The organism is Flammeovirga yaeyamensis, assembly GCF_018736045.1.
Lineage (GTDB): Bacteria > Bacteroidota > Bacteroidia > Cytophagales > Flammeovirgaceae > Flammeovirga > Flammeovirga yaeyamensis.
On sequence record NZ_CP076133.1, the window covers coordinates 726,714 to 746,021 of the forward strand.

17 protein-coding genes are annotated in these 19,308 nt (G+C 32.6%); 14 read left to right on the forward strand and 3 right to left on the reverse strand.

The window, feature by feature from the left end:
- The first annotated feature begins 318 nt into the window (after positions 1-318).
- The 6 genes from KMW28_RS22965 to KMW28_RS22990 all read left to right on the forward strand — a co-directional run bounded on the left by KMW28_RS22965 (position 319) and on the right by KMW28_RS22990 (position 5,568).
- Positions 319-1,080, forward strand: coding sequence for a sensor histidine kinase (locus tag KMW28_RS22965; RefSeq protein WP_169662050.1), 762 nt, complete (start codon positions 319-321; stop codon positions 1,078-1,080).
- Positions 1,081-1,770 carry a response regulator transcription factor gene (locus KMW28_RS22970; protein WP_169662049.1) on the forward strand — a complete coding sequence of 230 codons (690 nt, stop codon included), beginning with the start codon at positions 1,081-1,083 and terminating at the stop codon, positions 1,768-1,770.
- A 212-nt stretch (positions 1,771-1,982) separates the two neighbouring features.
- Positions 1,983-2,714 carry a hypothetical protein gene (locus KMW28_RS22975; protein WP_169662048.1) on the forward strand — a complete coding sequence of 244 codons (732 nt, stop codon included), beginning with the start codon at positions 1,983-1,985 and terminating at the stop codon, positions 2,712-2,714.
- A gap of 220 nt (positions 2,715-2,934) precedes the next feature.
- A complete protein-coding gene (locus KMW28_RS22980; RefSeq protein ID WP_183363889.1) occupies positions 2,935-3,666 on the forward strand; it encodes a hypothetical protein in 732 nt (243 codons plus the stop codon).
- A gap of 220 nt (positions 3,667-3,886) precedes the next feature.
- A complete protein-coding gene (locus KMW28_RS22985; RefSeq protein ID WP_169662046.1) occupies positions 3,887-4,618 on the forward strand; it encodes a hypothetical protein in 732 nt (243 codons plus the stop codon).
- Between the two features lie 218 nt (positions 4,619-4,836).
- Positions 4,837-5,568, forward strand: a complete 732-nt coding sequence (locus KMW28_RS22990; protein WP_169662045.1) for a hypothetical protein — start codon at positions 4,837-4,839, stop codon at positions 5,566-5,568.
- Between the two features lie 207 nt (positions 5,569-5,775).
- On the opposite strand, the gene KMW28_RS22995 is transcribed toward KMW28_RS22990, so the two are convergent.
- From KMW28_RS22995 to KMW28_RS23005, 3 genes are all read right to left on the reverse strand, one after another.
- On the reverse strand, positions 5,776-6,105 hold the full coding sequence (locus tag KMW28_RS22995; RefSeq protein WP_169662044.1) for a type II toxin-antitoxin system RelE/ParE family toxin: 330 nt from the start codon (positions 6,103-6,105) through the stop codon (positions 5,776-5,778).
- On the reverse strand, positions 6,095-6,301 hold the full coding sequence (locus KMW28_RS23000; protein ID WP_066213901.1) for a hypothetical protein: 207 nt from the start codon (positions 6,299-6,301) through the stop codon (positions 6,095-6,097). Before KMW28_RS23000 ends, KMW28_RS22995 begins: the two co-directional genes overlap by 11 nt.
- 247 nt (positions 6,302-6,548) lie before the next feature.
- Positions 6,549-7,097 carry an REP-associated tyrosine transposase gene (locus KMW28_RS23005; RefSeq protein ID WP_169662043.1) on the reverse strand — a complete coding sequence of 183 codons (549 nt, stop codon included), beginning with the start codon at positions 7,095-7,097 and terminating at the stop codon, positions 6,549-6,551.
- Between the two features lie 490 nt (positions 7,098-7,587).
- Here KMW28_RS23005 and KMW28_RS23010 point away from each other — a divergent pair, with 490 nt between their 5' ends.
- From KMW28_RS23010 to KMW28_RS23045, 8 genes are all read left to right on the forward strand, one after another.
- Positions 7,588-10,128, forward strand: coding sequence for a glycoside hydrolase family 2 protein (locus tag KMW28_RS23010; RefSeq protein WP_169662042.1), 2,541 nt, complete (start codon positions 7,588-7,590; stop codon positions 10,126-10,128).
- A 105-nt stretch (positions 10,129-10,233) separates the two neighbouring features.
- Positions 10,234-11,484 (forward strand): AGE family epimerase/isomerase, encoded by a 1,251-nt coding sequence (locus KMW28_RS23015; protein WP_169662041.1) that lies wholly within the window; start codon positions 10,234-10,236, stop codon positions 11,482-11,484.
- A 95-nt stretch (positions 11,485-11,579) separates the two neighbouring features.
- A complete protein-coding gene (locus tag KMW28_RS23020) occupies positions 11,580-12,377 on the forward strand; it encodes an aldo/keto reductase (RefSeq protein WP_169662040.1) in 798 nt (265 codons plus the stop codon).
- A 121-nt stretch (positions 12,378-12,498) separates the two neighbouring features.
- Complete coding sequence (locus tag KMW28_RS23025) at positions 12,499-14,070, forward strand: hypothetical protein (RefSeq protein ID WP_169662039.1); 1,572 nt, start codon at positions 12,499-12,501, stop codon at positions 14,068-14,070.
- Between the two features lie 274 nt (positions 14,071-14,344).
- A complete protein-coding gene (locus KMW28_RS23030; RefSeq protein WP_169662038.1) occupies positions 14,345-15,448 on the forward strand; it encodes an SMI1/KNR4 family protein in 1,104 nt (367 codons plus the stop codon).
- A gap of 171 nt (positions 15,449-15,619) precedes the next feature.
- The gene (locus KMW28_RS23035; protein ID WP_169662037.1) at positions 15,620-17,161 is read left to right on the forward strand and encodes a hypothetical protein; all 1,542 of its coding nucleotides are present in this window, start codon (positions 15,620-15,622) and stop codon (positions 17,159-17,161) included.
- A gap of 170 nt (positions 17,162-17,331) precedes the next feature.
- Complete coding sequence (locus KMW28_RS23040) at positions 17,332-18,723, forward strand: discoidin domain-containing protein (protein ID WP_169662036.1); 1,392 nt, start codon at positions 17,332-17,334, stop codon at positions 18,721-18,723.
- 130 nt (positions 18,724-18,853) lie between these two features.
- Positions 18,854-19,261 (forward strand): hypothetical protein, encoded by a 408-nt coding sequence (locus KMW28_RS23045; protein ID WP_169662035.1) that lies wholly within the window; start codon positions 18,854-18,856, stop codon positions 19,259-19,261.
- Positions 19,262-19,308 lie beyond the last annotated feature (47 nt).

Genomic DNA, 19,308 nt, shown 5'->3' on the forward strand with positions numbered 1-19,308 from the left:
TGGTGTTTCATATTCATGTTATGAAATGTATTTGTCAAATCCATTTATAATCTCATTTTATTATTGTTATTCAAAGAATATAGTTTCGTTATTAATAATAATTTATTGTCTTATTAGAATTTTTAAAAATACTATAAATGAAAATTTGATAAAGAATAATTGTAAGGATATTATTATAACACTTTTCTTTTCTTTTGAATTTATTCTTTTATTACCTTTTAATTTTTTGATTAATTATGATCTATCAATTGCACATAATTTTTGGTTTTTAAGATTTATAATGACTTTGTTTTTTTATATTTCAATAACATATTTTATATGGCAGAATGGCAAAACCCAGAAACAATTATCAGATGGATCATCTTTTCGATAGTCTTTTTCTTGGTGCTATTTTCTTTTATAGTCTTATTGATAAGAGTATATTATAAAAAGGTCATTTCTTCTAAATTAGAGGAATCGAGAATAAAATTAGAGCATCAGAAAAATCTATTAGAAGTATCTATAAATACTCAGGAGAAAGAAAGAAAACGCATTGCAGCCGACTTACATGATGATGTCATTGGTAAGTTGACCGCCATAAAGATGATGGAAGAGTTGAGACCGGAAAAGAGTGAGGAAACCATAGAGTTATTGTCTGAAAGTATTCAAACTGCTCGACGGATTTCTCATGATTTAAGTCCACCTCTTCTATCATTTAGTGCGCTTTCAACATTAATAGAAAATGCAATTACTCCTTTACAAAATCAATTAAAAATAGTTCCAATCTTTGATGTAAGAACAGTAGATACTTTTGATGAAGAATTTAAAGTTCAGTTTATCCGAATTTTACAAGAAATCATCACAAATATTGTAAAATATGCGGATGCATCTGAAGTTGAAATTCACTTTAGACAATCCAATTTATTTACCTGCTTAAAAGTAATTGACAATGGAAAAGGGTTTGATATCAATAAAAATAAAACTGGATTAGGCCTTAAAAATATAGAGACAAGAGTTAGTTATTTAAATGGTTTTTACCGTTTAACATCTGAAATAAACAAAGGGACTAAATCAATATTTGTGTTTAAAACCAATGAATAAATGAACGCTATTTCAATTTCAATGCTTGATGATGAAGCTTTAATTGTTTCTTTACTGACTAATTTTTTTGAAGAACAAGAAGAAATAGAAGTTTTATCAAACCATACAAATGGAGACGACTTTCTGGCTCAACTTTCCGAGGAAAATAAGATCCCCCAAATCTTAATATTGGACCTCAAAATGGAAGGAAAAAGTGGAGTCGATATCTTGTCCATTTTAAAGAAAGATTACCCATCCATAAAAACGATTATCATGTCTTCTCATTACAATAAGTCCTTAATGGGTTTTATGCTAAAGACCGGGGCTGCGGCTTTTATTCCAAAAGGGGTATCTCCAAAAAAACTATTACAAATCATTAAAGAAGTAAATGAAAGAGGCTTCTATTTTGAACAAGATCAATTAAACATCATCCGAGAACAAGTATCTTCTAAAACGCCTGTACCTAATCTGTCTAACGATGTGGTGCTGTCCAATAGAGAGATAGATGTACTCAAACTTATTTGCTACCAAAAAACGGCTAAAGAAATTGGAGATGAGCTGTTCATTACCAAAAGAACAGTTGAGGGCCATAAGAATAATCTCTTCTTAAAAACAGAAACTAAAAATATTGCCGGTTTAGTTATCTATGCTATTCAGCATAACATTGTAAAGGCAGAAGATTTATTCATCTCTTTAAAAGCGTTGGATTAATCTCCACTGGTGCAAATGTTAAGGGCTAACGTCATTTGTGTCTAAAAACTTGAGAGGTCTCCCGACCTCGTGTACTTTTTGAATATAAAAACGAGGTCGGGAGACCTCTGACGTTTTTCAAGCACAAGAACCGCTACGCTAAATTCTTGCGCTAGTGGGTCACATATATTTTTTATCACAGCAATTTTATTTGTTACAAAGACTAATTATTTATGAAAATCAAACAACAATTCTCTTACCTCATCGGCATCTTATGTTCCGTAGGTATTCTTTATTCATGTACAACATCATCTTCAGAAAATGAGATGGTTAAAAGTGAAGAAGTTATCGACAATTCTTTGTTATCTCATTGGGAAAAAGCACGATTAGATAAAGATCAAGTAATAAAGATCTTTAGCAGTAACTCAAATACTTTCCATTTCACGAAGGAAGCTTTTTCATCAAAAGTCCATGCGTATTTAGGTTACAATCCTGAAACAGAAAATCTGAGTTTTACAATAGTCACAGCAAAAAGTGATACCGTGGGTAATTCTTCATTTCTAACTCAATCCATTCTAGGATCGACGAAAGAAGAGTTATCCTTTTTTAATACCACCGCTGAGAATGCGAACTCTATTCCTTGGGATGTAGCCCACGAACGAATTAGCAATTGGAATAACGACAATATTCGTAATCAGTGGATTGAAGAACGTTTTGCGAATAATCCATCTGAACTAGGTATCGTTAAACTCTTTATCATTCCAGAAAATGATTTTAACTATGGAGATACTCACCAATGTTATTTAGGCTTGAAGGAAGTACAAAAGGAAGGAGAACCGATTCGTTATCAAGTAGATTTGATAGTGGTGAATACATTTGAGAGATCTGGGGGGAGGACTGCTTCGGAGAGGAATATTGAAGATATTACTTACCCTATACCTCCTTTTCAACATGGAGGAGAATAATTAATAAACCAACACTGGCGCAAATGTTAAGCGTCAGCGTCATTTGTGCCTAAAAACGTAAGAGGTCTCCCGACCTCGTGTACTTTTTGAATAATAAAACGAGGTCGGGAGACCTCTGAAGTTTTTCAAGCACAAGAACCGCTACGCTAAATTCTTGCGCTAGTGGTTCACATATATTTTTTATCACAGCAATTTTATTTGTTACAAAGACTAATTATTTATGAAAATCAAACAAAAATTTCCTTACCTCATCGGTATCTTATGTTCCGTAGGTATTCTTTATTCATGTACAACATCATCTTCAGAAAATGAGATGGTTAAAAGTGAAGAAACTATTGATAATGCTTTATTATCCAATTGGGATAAAGCAAGATTAGATAAAGATCAGGTAATAAAGATCTTTAGCAGTAACTCAAATACTTTCCATTTCACGAAGGAGGCTTTTTCATCTAAAGTACATGCGTATTTGGGTTACAACCCTGAAACAGAAAGTCTGAGTTTTACCATTGTAACAGCAGAAAGTGATACGGTGGGCAATACTTCATTTTTGGCTCAATCTATCCTAGGATCAGAGAAAGAAGAGTTATCCTTTTTTAGTACCACCGCTGAGAATGCCAACTCTATTCCTTGGGATGTAGCCCACGAACGAATTAGTAATTGGAATAACGATGACATTCGTAATCAATGGATTGAAGAACGCTTTACGAATAATCCATCAGAACTAGGTATCGTTAAACTCTTTATCATTCCGGAAAACGATTTCAATTATGGTGATACTCACCAATGTTATTTGGGTTTGAAGGAAGTGCAAAAGGAAGGAGAACCAATTCGTTATCAAGTAGATTTGATAGTGGTGAATACATTTGAGAGATCTGGGGGGAGGACTGCTTCGGAGAGGAATATTGAAGATATTTCTTACCCTATACCTCCTTTTCAACATGGAGGAGAATAATTAATAAACCCACACTGGCGCAAATGTTAAGCGTCAGCGTCATTAGTGTCTATAAACGTTAGAGGTCTCCTGACCTCGTGTACTTTTTGTATAATAAAACGAGGTCGGGAGACCTCTGAAGTTTTTTTAACACAAGAACCGCTACGCTAAATTCTTGCGCTAGTGGTTCACATATATTTTTTACCACAGCAATTTTATTTGTTACAAAGACTAATTATTTATGAAAATCAAACAAAAAATCTCTTACCTCATCGGTATCTTATGTTCCGTAGGTATTCTTTATTCATGTACAACATCATCTTCAGAAAATGAGATGGTTAAAGGTGAAGAAGCTATCGATAATTCTTTATTGTCCAATTGGGATAAAGCAAGATTAGATAAAGATCAAGTAACAAAGATCTTTAGCAGTAGCTCAAATACTTTCCATTTCACGAAGGAGGCTTTTTCATCTAAAGTACATGCGTATTTGGGGTACAATCCTGAAACAGAAAGTCTGAGTTTTACCATCGTTACAGCAGAAAGTGATACGGTGGGTAATACTTCGTTTTTGGCTCAATCCATCCTAGGATCAGAGAAAGAAGAGTTATCCTTTTTTAGTACGACTGCTGAGAATGCCAACTCTATTCCTTGGGATGTGGCCCACGAACGAATCAGCAATTGGAATAATGACAATATTCGTAATCAATGGATTGAAGAACGCTTTGTGAATAATCCATCAGAACTAGGTATTGTTAAACTCTTTATCATACCAGAAAACGATTTCAATTATGGTGATACTCACCAATGTTATTTGGGTTTGAAGGAGGTGCAAAAGGATGGAGAACCTATTCGTTATCAAGTAGATTTAATAGTGGTGAATACGTTTGAGAGATCTGGGGGGAGGACTGCTTCGGAGAGGAATGTGGAGGATATGGCAACTCCTGTACCGCCATTTCCTCCTTCAGCAGAATAATAAATAAATCTACCACTGGCGCAAATGTTAAGCGTCAGCGTCATTTGTGCCTAAAAACGTAAGAGGTCTCCCGACCTCGTTTTATTATTCAAAAAGTACACGAGGTCGGGAGACCTCTTACGTTTTTCAAGCACAAGAACCGCTACGCTAAATTCTTGCGCTAGTGGGTCACATATATTTACCACAGCAATTTTATTTGTTACAAAGACTAATTATTTATGAAAATCCAACAAAAATTTACTTACCTCATCAGCACCTTATGTTCTGTAGGTATTCTTTATTCTTGTACAATATCATCTTCAGAAAGTGTGATGGTAAAAAGTGAAGAAACTATCGATAATGCTTTGATATCCAATTGGGATAAAGCACGATTAGATAAAGATCAAGTAATAAAGATCTTTAGCAGTAACTCAAATACTTTCCATTTCACAAAGGAGGCTTTTTCATCTAAAGTCCATGTTTATTTAGGTTACAATCCTGAAACAGAAAGTCTGAGTTTTACCATAGTTACAGCAGAAAGTGATACCGTGGGTAATTCTTCATTTCTAACTCAATCTATTCTAGGATCCGAGAAAGAAGAGTTATCCTTTTTTAGTACCACTGCTGAGAATGCCAACTCAATTCCTTGGGATGTAGCCCACGAACGAATTAGTAATTGGAATAACGATGACATTCGTGATCAGTGGATTGAAGAACGTTTTGCCAATAATCCATCTGAACTAGGAATCGTTAAACTCTTTATCATTCCAGAAAACGATTTCAATTATGGTGATACTCACCAATGTTATTTGGGTTTGAAGGAAGTGCAAAAGGAAGGAGAACCGATTCGCTATCAAGTCGATTTGATAGTGGTGAATACTTTTGAGAAATCTGGGGGGAGGACTGCTTCTGTGAGGAATGTAGAGGATGTGGCAACTCCTGTACCTCCATTTGATCCTAATATTCAATAGTAGGAGGTTTTTCACCATTGGAGCAAATGTTAAGCGCCAGCGTCATTTGTGTCTAGAAACGTTAGAGGTCTCCCGACCTCGTGTTTTTTTTAATAATAGTACACGAGGTCGGGAGACCTCTGAAGTTTTTTAAGCACAAGAACCGCTACGCTAAATTCTTGCGCTAGTGGTTTAATTAACTGCAAATTAAATTTAAATGACTGAAATTTACTTTGGTATAAATTCAAGTAATTCGCTTAATTCCTTATCGGTGATATTGGTTTTGCTTGATTTATCATAAATGGATAGTAAGTATACTGAAGTTTCTGAAACTTGCACGTAGGTAATAATTCTGGATCCTCCCGATTTACCCTTTCCTTTAGATGTAATTGCCATTCTAATCTTATAGCAATTGTTACCTAAGGAGGTTCCAAGTTTTGGGTTCACTTCTAATTCCTCAATAAGTTTAGCAAAATCGTTTTTAATTGATGGGTATTTCTTTGCTAACTTTTTTAATTCCTTTTTGAAATTAGGAATTACTGAAACGTTATAATTCATCAAGTAAATCTTTAGCAGAAGTTGCTTTTAATTTACCCTCTTTTACAAGTTTCATTTCATCTACGGCTTGTTTTACGCTTTTTAAAACTTCAGCCTTTTGAGGAGTTAAAGTTTCTGTTTTAACGTAGTTGAAATTATTTAGAAGCTCCATAATAAATGCAGCTTTATTGTCTTTTATGTCTAATAAAACTTTCATAAGAAAATATTTAAACCGGGTAAGCTTGCCGCCTTTATAATACATTGTGAATTACAAATATACGGGAATAAAATACGATTAAAAAGTTTATTGTTTTACCATCTGGCGCAAATGTTAAGTGCTAACGTCATTTGTGCATATAAACGTTAGAGGTCTCCCGACCTCGTGTTTTTTTAATAATAGTACACGAGGTCGGGAGACCTCTGAAGTTTTTTAAACACAAGAACCGCTACGCTAAATTCTTGCGCTAGATTAGTTCAACATCGAGTATCTTGAATTTTTTGCCTGAATAATGTCGAGCACTACTGAGAAGATATTCATCGGGTTCATTCACTATTCCATTTCTAACAGGATTTTGGTGAATGTATTCAATTTTCTGATTTAATAGTGAACTATTACTTAACTCAATAGGATGATTTCCGTGTTGCCAAAATTGATATTTCTGCTTTTTATGACTTGCTTCTGTCTCAAATAACCATAATATCCAATTTTTTCTACTTTCAAATGGATTGTCCTTTATGGCTTTAAGAATATTTGCTGAAGTATATTTCTTGATGTCTCTCAAAATGTATTCAAGCTCCACTTCCATTTCTTTACTTGAGATCACTAAATGAATATGATTGGTCATAATAACATAGGCATGAATTACTAAACCTTTGTTTTGTTGGCAAAACTTCAAACTATCAATTACTATATCGATATACTCTTTTCTTGTGAAAATATCTATCCATTTGACAACAGAGAGGGTCACAAAATAACATTGTGATTGATCTAAGAACTTGTATTTTTTACTCATGAATCGTTAGTTAATTTTGAATGTATTACAATGATAATCAATTTGTCGGGTTTTAAGCAAACTAACTGGCGCAAATGTTAAGTGCTAACGTCATTTGTGCCCAAAAACTTAAGAGGTCTCCCGACCTCGTGTTACTTTACAAATAGTATACGAGGTCAGGAGACCTCTAAAGTTTTTAAAGCACAAGAACCGCTACGCTAAATTCTTGCGCTAGTTTGTGATTTAATAATTGGTTTATAAAGCCCTTTTAATCAAAATATTAATTCCATATCAAGAGGTAATTATCTTGCAGTGTGTAAGATAATTACCTCTATTTTTTTGAGGATATTTTAGTAGGTGATAAATCCATAACTATCAAAAATAAAATCTTCCCTCTTTTGTAATTAGTCGCTTTTTACCTTGCTGATATATCGAAATAAAAGGAATGAATATGAGAGACAACAACCAATTAATCGTCATTTTTTTAATTACAATTTTATCATCCTGTAAAATGATTAATAGCAACGGACAAACTTCAAGTGTGAATACGATCTTATTAAATGGAAAGTGGAGTTTTACACAAACGGACCAAAACCAATGGTATGATGCTAAAGTTCCTGGGACAGTGCATACCGACTTACTAAATCAATCAATTATTGAAGATCCTTATTACCGACTAAACGAAAGAGATGTTCAATGGATCGATAAGAAAAGTTGGACCTATAAAAAGGAATTTTCTTTAGAGAAACATCAATTAGATAGGGACCATATTCAGTTAAGTTTTTTGGGATTGGATACTTATTGTACAGTCGTTTTAAATGATGTAGAATTAGGGAAACCGGACAACATGTTCAGGACATGGGAATTTGATGTTAAAGAGATATTAAAGGAAGGAAATAATACTTTAATCGTACATTTTGATTCTCCAATTGAAGTGGGTTTGGAAGCCCTAAAAAAGCATGGGTACCCTTTACCCGCAGTGAATGATCAGTCGGAAATTGGAGAGGTCGGAGATAATAAAGTGTCGATTTTTACCCGAAAGGCGGGGTATCATTATGGATGGGATTGGGGACCGAGATTGGTGACTTCTGGCATTTGGAGGGATGTCGAGTTAAAGTTTTGGGATACTGCCAAAATCAATCATGTATTGGTAGAACAAAAAGTAACAAAAGAGCAGGCAACGATTACTTTAGTTCCAGAATGGAGCAATAATGTAAGTGATCTGAAGTATGTTGTAAAGGTGAATGGTGAAAAAGTTATCCCGACTACTTCTTCAGATAAATTGGTGGAATTTGAAATTAATAATCCAGAATTATGGTGGCCTGCTAACTTGGGAATACCTTACCTATATGATGTCGAATTAGAGGTATATCAACAGAATAAATTACTTGATATTTACCATCAAAAAGTCGGGGTAAGAACCATAAAAGTAGTACAGAAAGCAGATAAAGAAGGTGAGGGAAAGAGCTTTTATTTCGAAGTAAATGGCCGACCTGTTTTTGCTAAAGGAGCCAATTATATTCCAAACGACTTATTCTTGCCACGAGTATCAGATGCTACCTACAAACATATTATTCAATCGGCTTTAGATGCCAATATGAATATGTTGAGAGTGTGGGGCGGAGGAATATACGAAAATGATATTTTCTATGATCTGTGTGATGAAATGGGCATTTTGGTATGGCAAGATTTCATGTTTGCTTGCTCGATGTATCCTGGAGATCAGCCATTTTTAGATAATGTAAAAGAAGAGGCGATTGATAACGTAAAACGATTGAGAAATCATGCATCGATTGCTTTATGGTGTGGAAATAACGAGATGGAGATGGCTTGGGCACCTCATAATCCAGAAGCAGGCTGGGGTTGGAAACAGCAATATACAAAAGAACAGCAAAAAGAGATTTGGGCCAATTACGAAAAAATCTTCCATAATATCTTGCCCGAGGTGGTAGAAGAAAATACAGATCAGCAGTTCTATTGGGCCTCTTCTCCAACAGGTGGAAATCAGAATTTAGCCACTTATGAACACACTTCTGGAGATATGCATTATTGGGGTGTATGGCACGGAGAACATCCCTTTTCTGACTTTAGAAAATACATTGGTCGCTTTATGAGTGAATATGGTTTCCAATCTTTTCCGGAGTTTAAATCCGTAAAGAAATATACTATTCCTTCTGACTATGATATCGAATCGGAAGTAATGGCTTCTCATCAAAGAAGCGGTATAGGTAATTTGAGAATCAAGAAATACATGCAAGACCATTATCAAGTACCCACAGATTTTGAAGATTTCTTGTATGTCGGACAGTTACTTCAAGCGGAAAGTATCTATTCTGCCATCCAAGCACATAGAGAAAAAATGCCTTTCTGTATGGGATCACTTTATTGGCAAATTAATGACTGTTGGCCGGTGGCTTCTTGGTCTTCGATGGATTACTATGGGGAATGGAAAGCCTTACAATATTTTGCCAAAGAGGCGAATAAGAATACATCGCTTATTGTAAATCATGATGCAAAAAAAGTAGAATTAAAAGTGGCTTCCGATGTGGATATCAATAAAAATTTAACCTTAGAGGTTGCACTTCTAGATTTCCAAGGAAATGTTTTATGGGAGCAATCTAAAAATGTGAAAAAGGTGGTTTCAAATATTACGGAAGAGGTTTTTACAGAGAAAACCTATAAGATCTTAGGTGATTATCCAAAGGAAAAAGTAGTCTTTGTTTCCCAATTAAAAGAAGGTGATCAAGTGATTGATAAAGATTTGCATTATTTTGTTTTACAAAAAGAGCTGAAACTTCCTGAGGCCAATGTAAAGGTCGATTTTAAACAAGAAGGAAAGCATTTGATAGCTACTTTTGGAAGTGATCAACTAATCAAAAATCTATTTTTTGAGGTGAATCAAGATGGAGTAATATTATCTGATAACTATTTTGATATACTTGGTGGACAGACTGTAAAGGTGATGATTTCATCCTTAAACGGTGAACAAATTGATCCTAAGAATATTCGGTTGAAACACCTTCAACAAACCATGAAAACCACCATTCAATAGTAAATTGATTTGGTATAAAAGGGTATCTTTATTGAGATACTCTTTTATATTTGTGGAAAAATTATTCCTGCGAATACATTAATCTAAACTACGAAGAACTAAACGATGAAGTCATTCAAATACGGTCCATTATTATTACTTACCATTTTATTATTTAATTGTCAGCAACAACCACAGGAAGGATCCAACTACTTCAGACTAAACGATCAAATGTTGGAACTCATTTCCTTCTTTGAAAAGAATGCTTGGGACGAATCAAAGTCTACCTATTTATCAGAAATTGATAATGAAGGGAAAGCGATGTCGGATAAAATATATACTGTAGCAAGTAGTCGTTTGATTTATGGATTATCTTATGCCTCTCAGAGTAAATCAGACTATTTGATGAAGGCAAAAAAAGTGGCCAATTTCCAGAAAGAGTATTTGATTGGAAAGGATGATCAAGGGGCATTTTCATATTCTTTTATAGAAAATAAGAAGTTAGAATCACCAACACATTTGGATGTTTGGCAACAAGCTTATGGTCTTTGTGGTTTGTCAGAGTTATACCGACAAACAAAAGATGCGACTTTATTACCGACGATCCATCAATTGCACAATGGTTTTATTGGCCGATTTAAAGATGAGGAAGCCAAAGGACTTTGGGGAGATTTTAAAATTGGAGAAGGAGGAGTAACAAATTCCAAAAGCTTGCAATCTTTAATGTATCCACTTACGGCTTACATGATCAACCTTTGGGAAGCTGACAAAGAAAACAAGCATTTGTATGAACATCAAATAGCGGAAAACGTGGAGATGTTGTATAACATTGCTTGGAACAAGGAGACACAGTGGGTAAATGTGAAGTTTAACGACGATTGGTCTGTTAAAAAAAAATCAGAAGGTAAATATGATTTTACAGTTACTCCAGGACATAATTTTCAACTATCAGCTTTGCTGTTGAGGACCTCTAAATTTGATTTCCTATCCAAGGAGAAGAAACAGAAGTACCAATCGTTGGGGAGAAAGATTTTAGATATCACTTTAGATAAGCACTATCTATTTGATGATGGAAATATTATTAATGGTTTTTATTCTGAGGTGGATCCGAATACAAACGAGGTGCTTGATACCCGAAAAACATGGTGGCAACATGCAGAGGCCATTATTGCGTTATCACTTTATGGAGGGAAATACGATCAGCAACAAGAATTATTAGAGGACTATTTCTTTACTACTTTCTTCGATAAACAAAACGGAGGAGAGTATTTTTATGTGACAGAGAATGATACACCGATCACAGAAGAGTTAAAAGGTAGTATTGGAAAGTCGACGTATCATACGATTGAAATGATACGAATTCTTAATGATTTTTAATCTGTCGTAAGAATAGAAAAACGATAATGTTTAAACAAATATTGTTGCTAAATTGTGTGAAATTTATCAACCCATCATTATAAATAAAATAGAAGATGAAACTAAATAACGGACTTGAAATCCCTAGCTTGGGGTTTGGTACTTACCTATCAAAAAATGAGGAAGTAAAAGCAGCTGTATTGGCGGCATTAGAGGCAGGGTACCGTCATATTGATACCGCAATGATTTATGAAAACGAAGAAGGAGTAGGTGAAGCGATCGCTGAATCAGGTGTGCCAAGAGAAGAAATCTTCGTAACGACTAAATTATGGAATGAGGATATTAGAAATGGAAATGCAGAAGAAGCATTGAAGTTGAGTTTGAAAAAATTACAGTTAGATTATGTTGATTTATACTTGATCCACTGGCCAGCAAAAGGCTATGTAAAAGCTTGGGATCAGATGATCGAATTGCAAAAGCAAGGATTAATTAAGTCAATTGGTGTATCGAACTTCAACCCTCATCACTTGGAGGATTTAGCGCCTTCTGGAGTTGTTCCTGCTGTGAACCAAATCGAGTGTCATCCGAAGTTACAGCAAAACGAATTATTGGCGAATTGTAACGAAAGAGACATTGTTGTACAGGCTTGGGGACCATTAATGCAAGCGAAATTATTCGAAGACGAAACATTAAAAGCGATTGGAGCACAGTATGGTAAATCGACTGCTCAAGTGATGTTAAGATGGCACTTACAGAGAGGTGTGAACGCATTACCTAAGTCGGTGACACCTTCTAGAATTAAAGCCAATTACGAAATTTTCGATTTCGAATTATCCGCAGATGATATGGCAAAAATTACGGCAATGAACGAAGATCAAAGAGTTGGACCAGATCCAGAGACATTTGATTTTTAATGGATTATTTTCCAGAATATTACAAAAATAAATAAACAGTTGGAGGGGGTAACCTCTCCAATTTTTCTTTTTATATAGGAGGAAGTATTCCTCAATTTTTTTAAATAAACTAAAACCTTAAATGAAAAAACTAACCAAAAAGCTATCCCTAATAGGGATGCTATTGTTGTGCCCAATTTTCTTATTTGGCAAAAACAAACTACCTCTAAATAAGACACTTCATTACACCTTCCGATTAATCGAATACAAATCTGATAATAAATTGTCGATTTTAGAGTTGGAAACGGAAGTAGAATTCCTAAATCAGGATGGCGATTTACAGATTGAATTGAAGGAAGTAAGAACACATCAAAAGGATGAGATATACACTCAAAGTCTTGATATGAGTTTTAACGAGAAGTCCTATTTTGTAAGAGGACTAGAGTATCTAAAAGGGAAGAAATTACAAGTCAATAAAGACCTAAGACTGATTGGAATCAAAGGCATTGATCAAGGATCAAAGAAATATGAGGAATTGGAATATAATTCTAGGGGATTTTTTGAAAAACTTCAGCTTCAGAACCCTTTGGTGAGTCTTCATCCGGTACTTTTTAATGCAGAGTCCATCCATCCTAATTTTAAAAAAGTACTCAAAAGTAAAAAGGAAGTGACTGTACCTTTTGAAGAAATGTTTGACCTTCAGGATGAAGAAGTAACACTTGTTGGAGAGTTCACCTATCAACCTTTTGAAAAGAAGAAAAAGCAGTTGATCTATGATGTGAACTTTAAGGAGTTGGAAGTAAGTGTTACCGCAAAAACTGAAATTGCTCCAGAAGGAATGTACAATTTTTATCAGACAGCTACTTACAGTGATAAAAAAGATGGTTTTCTAATTCTTGAGGTCGAACGTCATGATGGTAATGGAAATAATGATCGATACCATATGCTTCATCGTTTAATTTATGACTTAATTAATCTAGAGAATGTTACTCTGCTAAACGAAAAATTTGGAGGAGAAACATTAAAAGAAGACGATAAATTCGAAGAAATAAAGGATTACACTGATGAGGAGATCAACGACTACTTAGACAAAATGGTGAATAACTTATCGTTTTATCGAGATGAAGTATTCAACAATTCCATAGAAATCTTATACGAAGGCTACAGATTTGAGTACCCTTTAGTTTCGACTACTTTTAATTTAAAAACCGATATAGGAGTTGCATTATCGAGAAACAGAGAAGTTTCAGCGGAATTAACACCTTTACAAGCATTGGGTGTGTTTTTTCCAGAAAATTTATTTGATAATACACATCAGCAAAAAGTTAAAAAAGTCACTTTGGATGCTGAATTTAATGTTCCCTATTCATCAAAGTTAAAGGTGTATGAAAAAGGTAAAACTCAAGCTGAATCATTACAGTTTATTGAACAAGGAGTTCAAAAGATTATATTACCATTAGAAAATGTAAATAGCTATGATGCAGGAACGGAGTTTTTTGATGCCGATGGAAATGAAATTTATCCATCCGTATATTTTGGTATTTATGGAGCACAAACAAACTCAGAAATAATAAGAAGATATGTAAAAGACCCATCTCTATCCAACCAACTAACGGTAGAGTATCATCACCCAGAATTACACACTGTAAAAATGTACTATTACGATAAATACAGAACCTATAAAAGGGAAAATATTGAGGCGGTTGCTAAGTAAGGTTTAAATATAGATCGGGAGTTTCTAACCACTAGCGCAAGAATTAAGCGAAGCATTTCTTGTTCTTTCAAAACGTTAGAGATCTCCCGATCTCGTGTATTATTAACTATAAAGTGTTATAAATGAATTGATAAACTGACTTAGAATATTAAATTGCAATACTATATTTATCACTTCTATCTATACAAACAAAAACTAATTCTTAAAAATCATAACAATGGAAGGTCTCAGTGTACTAGAAAAGCTTGGAGGAATTACCAAAGAAAGCAAATTATTGAATGAGCAAGATAATATTGATTTAAATGGGGTGAATTATAAAATTCCATCAGAGTATTACAATTTCATCAAGGAAGTTGGGCCATTTTATTTTAATAAAAGTGTGGTTGCACCTATTCATAAGAATCAACCTATTTCGGATAGTGGATTCGTCAGCATTAATTTTTTTCTATCAACAAATAATAAAGAAGAGGAGTCAATATTAAGTACTTATTCTGTTTATGAGGATCAAATACCCGAGGGTTATTTGCCAATTTGTAGTGGAGAACAAGGTGATCTTATCTTATTGAATTTAAACAAAAAAAACTATGGCGAAGTAGTTTATTGGTTTCATGAGGGACCTTACTTTGATTCTATTTATTTTCTAAATAATAGTTTTAATGCTTTTATGTTATCATTAGAGAATGATGATGATCCAATACAAGAACACAGTGTGGATACAGAAATTAACGATGATGATTTTATTTTTATAACAGATGAATTCAAGACATCCGTTAAAGAATTTTTACGTGAAGAATCAAAAAAGAAAAAACAAGAAAATGTTAACACAGAAAAGGATAAAGAGAACTATAAAAAAAATAAGCGAAATGAAATAGTAGGAAATCCTACTTTTCAAGATAAAAACAATAACACGAATTTCGTATTTAAGGCGTCGAAAAAGGCTTCTATTATAAAAAGCATTCTAATACCCATTGTGATTTCTTTATGTTCATTTTTTGTCATTAAATATTTTCCAACTCTTCTAAGTGAAGAAACTCTTGAACTCTTTTATTTAGGAGAAATACTGTCTTATTTAAAGTGGATTTTACCTTTAATATTAATTTCTTTTATCAGAATAAATTATATCAAGGAGATTATTGTGTCCAAAAAATTCAATACAATAACTATACTTTATGATAGGTTTGTTTTTAAAAATGAATACTTTGTTTCGGATCTAAATTATATTGATTATCTATTTACTGAATCTAGAAAACAATTGATTATCTACCAAAGAGGCAGATCTAGTTTTCGGGTTTCTGAATATATTGAAGGATTTAGTTTAGACCAACTTAAAGAACTTGTACAGTTAATTGAAGACAGCAAGAATGTTGAAAACAACTAAATCCAAATAGCGCAAGAATTAAGCGAAGCGTTTCTTGTGCTTTCAAAACGTTAGAGGTCTCCTGACCTCGTGTACTATTATCTATAAAGTGTTATTAATGAATTGATAAACTAACAAAGAACATTAAATTGCAATACTATATTTATCACCTCTATCTATGCAAACTAAACTATGAAAAACTTATTTAGCTGGAATTGGTCATCTTTCTTTAAAAAGAAGAAGAAAGAGGTTGTTTTACCTAAGAAAATGGAAATACAAGCATTCCAAAATCAGGGGTATTACTCGAAAATGGGAAATCTGATCATTCAATTAAAAGAAAATCTCAATAAGGATTATTCTAATATTATAGGATTAATCTCAGAATTATTTAATGAATTAGATGGACTTAATAGGTATTACAATGCGTTTAAATTTTCTGAGATTTCTATAGAAGATATCATGACATTTAAATCTGTTTTATCTAAGGATGATTTTCTATTAGTATTAAAAATAGCTTCATTTAATTGGAACGGATATGTAAGAGAGCTAGCAGTTTTAGAATTAACAGAAATCAAAGAAGAATCGGTTTTACCCTTTATTATATACCGATTAGGAGATTGGGTAAGCAATGTTAGAAGTCAAGCTAAAAACTGTTTAATACAATTCCTAAATACTGACTATACAGATGTTTTTCTAAAAAACATCGTATTGTTCGATTGGATAATGAAAGTAGAAAGAGTGGATTTAACTGAAATAAGAGATACAGTTATTTCTTTTTTATTAGTTGAACAAAGGCAATTTACCATTTCATTTTACAAAAATCTCGATGAAAAAAGTAGAGCTTTCTTGGCTAAGAAAATGTTGGAGTACGAGATATCCAGCAAGGAGTTGGAGATATTTATCAATGATAAAAACTATTTGATTAGGATACTTGCATTAAAGTATTTTGGAGACTTTTCGGAAGAACAAATTCAAAATTATTTACATGACAGTTCTTACAGAGTAAGGCTTGAAACTATTTCTCAGTTTATAAATAAAGAGAATTATAAAGAAATACTCATTGATTTTATAGCAGATACTTCGGGTAGTATTAGACAATATTCCAGATATTACTTAAGAAATGAAGGTATTGACTTTAAAGAAATATATATCAAAAATTTAGGTGACCAGAAAGATATAGTGGGGTCATTGCTGGGACTATTAGATATTAATGCTAATGACTATGTTCATATCATAAAACCATATTTGAACAGTGAAGTCATTAAAATTAAAAAAACAGCATTTTTTGTGTATTCTAGTTTAATTCCGGAAGAAGGTATAGAGTTTGCGATATTACATTTAGATACCAAATTTATTGGTTTAAGAAACCAAATAATTGATTTCTTTTCAGAGAATAAAAACAAAGAAGCTTTACTAAAAGCAAGGGTAGTATTTAAAGAATCAGAAGATGAAGTAATGCAACTTTCGATGCTTAAATTAATGAGTAGGTATAAAGGATTAGAAATATTGAGAGATTTATTATTGGCTACTATTCATCCATCAATCAATATCCGTAAAACAGGAAATGAATATTTAAAAAAATGGAAAATTGAAAGTACTCACCTATATCAAACATTAAATGAAGAGGATCAACAAAAAACTAAAGAAGTATTTGAACTAGTGTATTACACTCACGTTAGGGAAGGTTACTTTTATTACAATCCAGCAGAAGGAATCGACTTTTATATTAAATAGTTTTTGTTTAGTACAAGTAAAAAAAGCAAGTTTTCTTTTTCTTACATTGATAGCTATAAAAGTTATTATCACTGAACATTTACTACTAATAAATTAAAAAGATTACTTAGAATATTAAATTGCAATACTATATTTATCACTTCTATCTAAGCAGACAATAAAACTAAACTATGCAAAACTTATTCATCTGGAAATATTCAGCAAACCTTATAAAGAAAAAGAAAAATTGTTTCTTCCATATTATACAATTACTGCTGTTTATCATACCTTTTTGTGCAATTGGAAATGGCGGCCCAATAGAGGGATGTTTCACTCAAAAATCAGGTAGTATTAAACTCATCACAAAAAAGGATATTAAGATTTTAAGTGAAGACCTGAATATTGAATTAACTAAAGATGAGGTTCATGTTAAAGTCATCTACAGATTAAAAAACCTTGGAGGAACAGATGTTATTAAATATGGATTTCCAGTTGATTATATAAAAGAAGATAAGTACACATACATTAGTTATTGTAATACAATATCTAATTTTAGTTATAAATTCAATGATAAAGAAGTAGAATATATAGTAGAGGAAGAAGCAGATAAATCTAAAATAAAAGGACCATTTATCGATGAAGGCCATAACATAAAAAGAGATTGGTATATCACAGAATTATCATTTGATGAGCAACAAACCTCTCTATTGGAGGTAAATTATTCAATTAGTCCACATTATAATTATTGGGGGAAATTTATCGATACAAATTTTTCTTTTACAACCAATAAAAGATTTTTATATGACTTATCGCCATGTGGTTTCTTTGGTGATGGCAGTATAGATACCTTATCAGTAACTATTAAAAAACCTGATTATTTATGTTTTGATCAAATAAATATAAGAGGTATACAAGATTATATTACCTACAATAATCATATTAGCTGGTATGCAGAAAATTACAACCCATCTAACCAAGCTTTGGATATTGACTATAGAACAAGCCCAACAAATACGGAAATTGATGAAAAAGCTAATCATTTACCGAATAGCATTATAAAGAAAATTAATGTGTCATCATCACTTAAGGGATACCCTAAAGAAAACTTAATTGATTTAGATGAGAATACTGCGTGGGTAGAAGGAGTGGATGGCTTTGGTAAAGGAGAATGGATAGAATTTGAATTCAAAGAAAAAGTGTTCATTCATGGTATAGGAATCTTAAATGGGTATTATAAAAATGGAACCGTTTACAATCAAAACAACCGAATTAAATCTCTTGAGTTGAGTATTAAAGTTGAAGATTTGGAGAAGAAAAACATTGAAAATGATACAACGATAATTCACTTAGAGCCTCAATGTTTTTTTGAAGAATTCCATAATAATATTCAAATCATTTATGATTTAGGTGATATCGGAATTGTTTATAATTCTTATGAAGAAATGATGGAAAAGTCTAATTCAACTCTAAAAGTGAAAATCAAAATATTAGACACCTATTCGGGTGATAAATACGATGATACATGTATTTCAGAAGTCTTGTTCTATGGATATCCACATAATAATAAGTTAAATCATTGGTAACAGAATTAAATGCAGCGTTTCGTATGATTTGAAAACGTTAGAGGCCTCCCGATCTCGTGTACTTTTATTAGCTAAATAATGAAGGTAATTGAATCTGAAATATTTAGATTGAGAATAAATTTATATTTTTATGAGATTATTTAAATCTAATGATGGAAAAAGTAGGCAATGTCATGGACAAAAAATAAAAGAATTAATAAAAATAAATATTATCATGCACAAAGTATTTTATTTGATTTCCATTATTAATTGTCTTCAATTTTTTAGAGGTATGGCACAAACAAAATTGAAACCTAGTTCTAGATCTTCTATAATTATCTTTGATAGAGATAGGTTTAATACTGATTATTTACATCATATAAAAGAAGTAATAAAAGGTAATGGACTTTCAGAATTATCAAAAATGCAGGATGCATTAGATCGTAGTGACAATGATTATACTTCTTTTTTAAATCACTTTTATAGTATTTCACATAATAGTGAGAGAGAATCTTTTTTGGCTAGTTATAAAGATATAAAGTATAATGCCCAACAATAAGGTTGGGTTATTTCAAAACCCAAAGATTCAACTTTATTTTGGTCCAT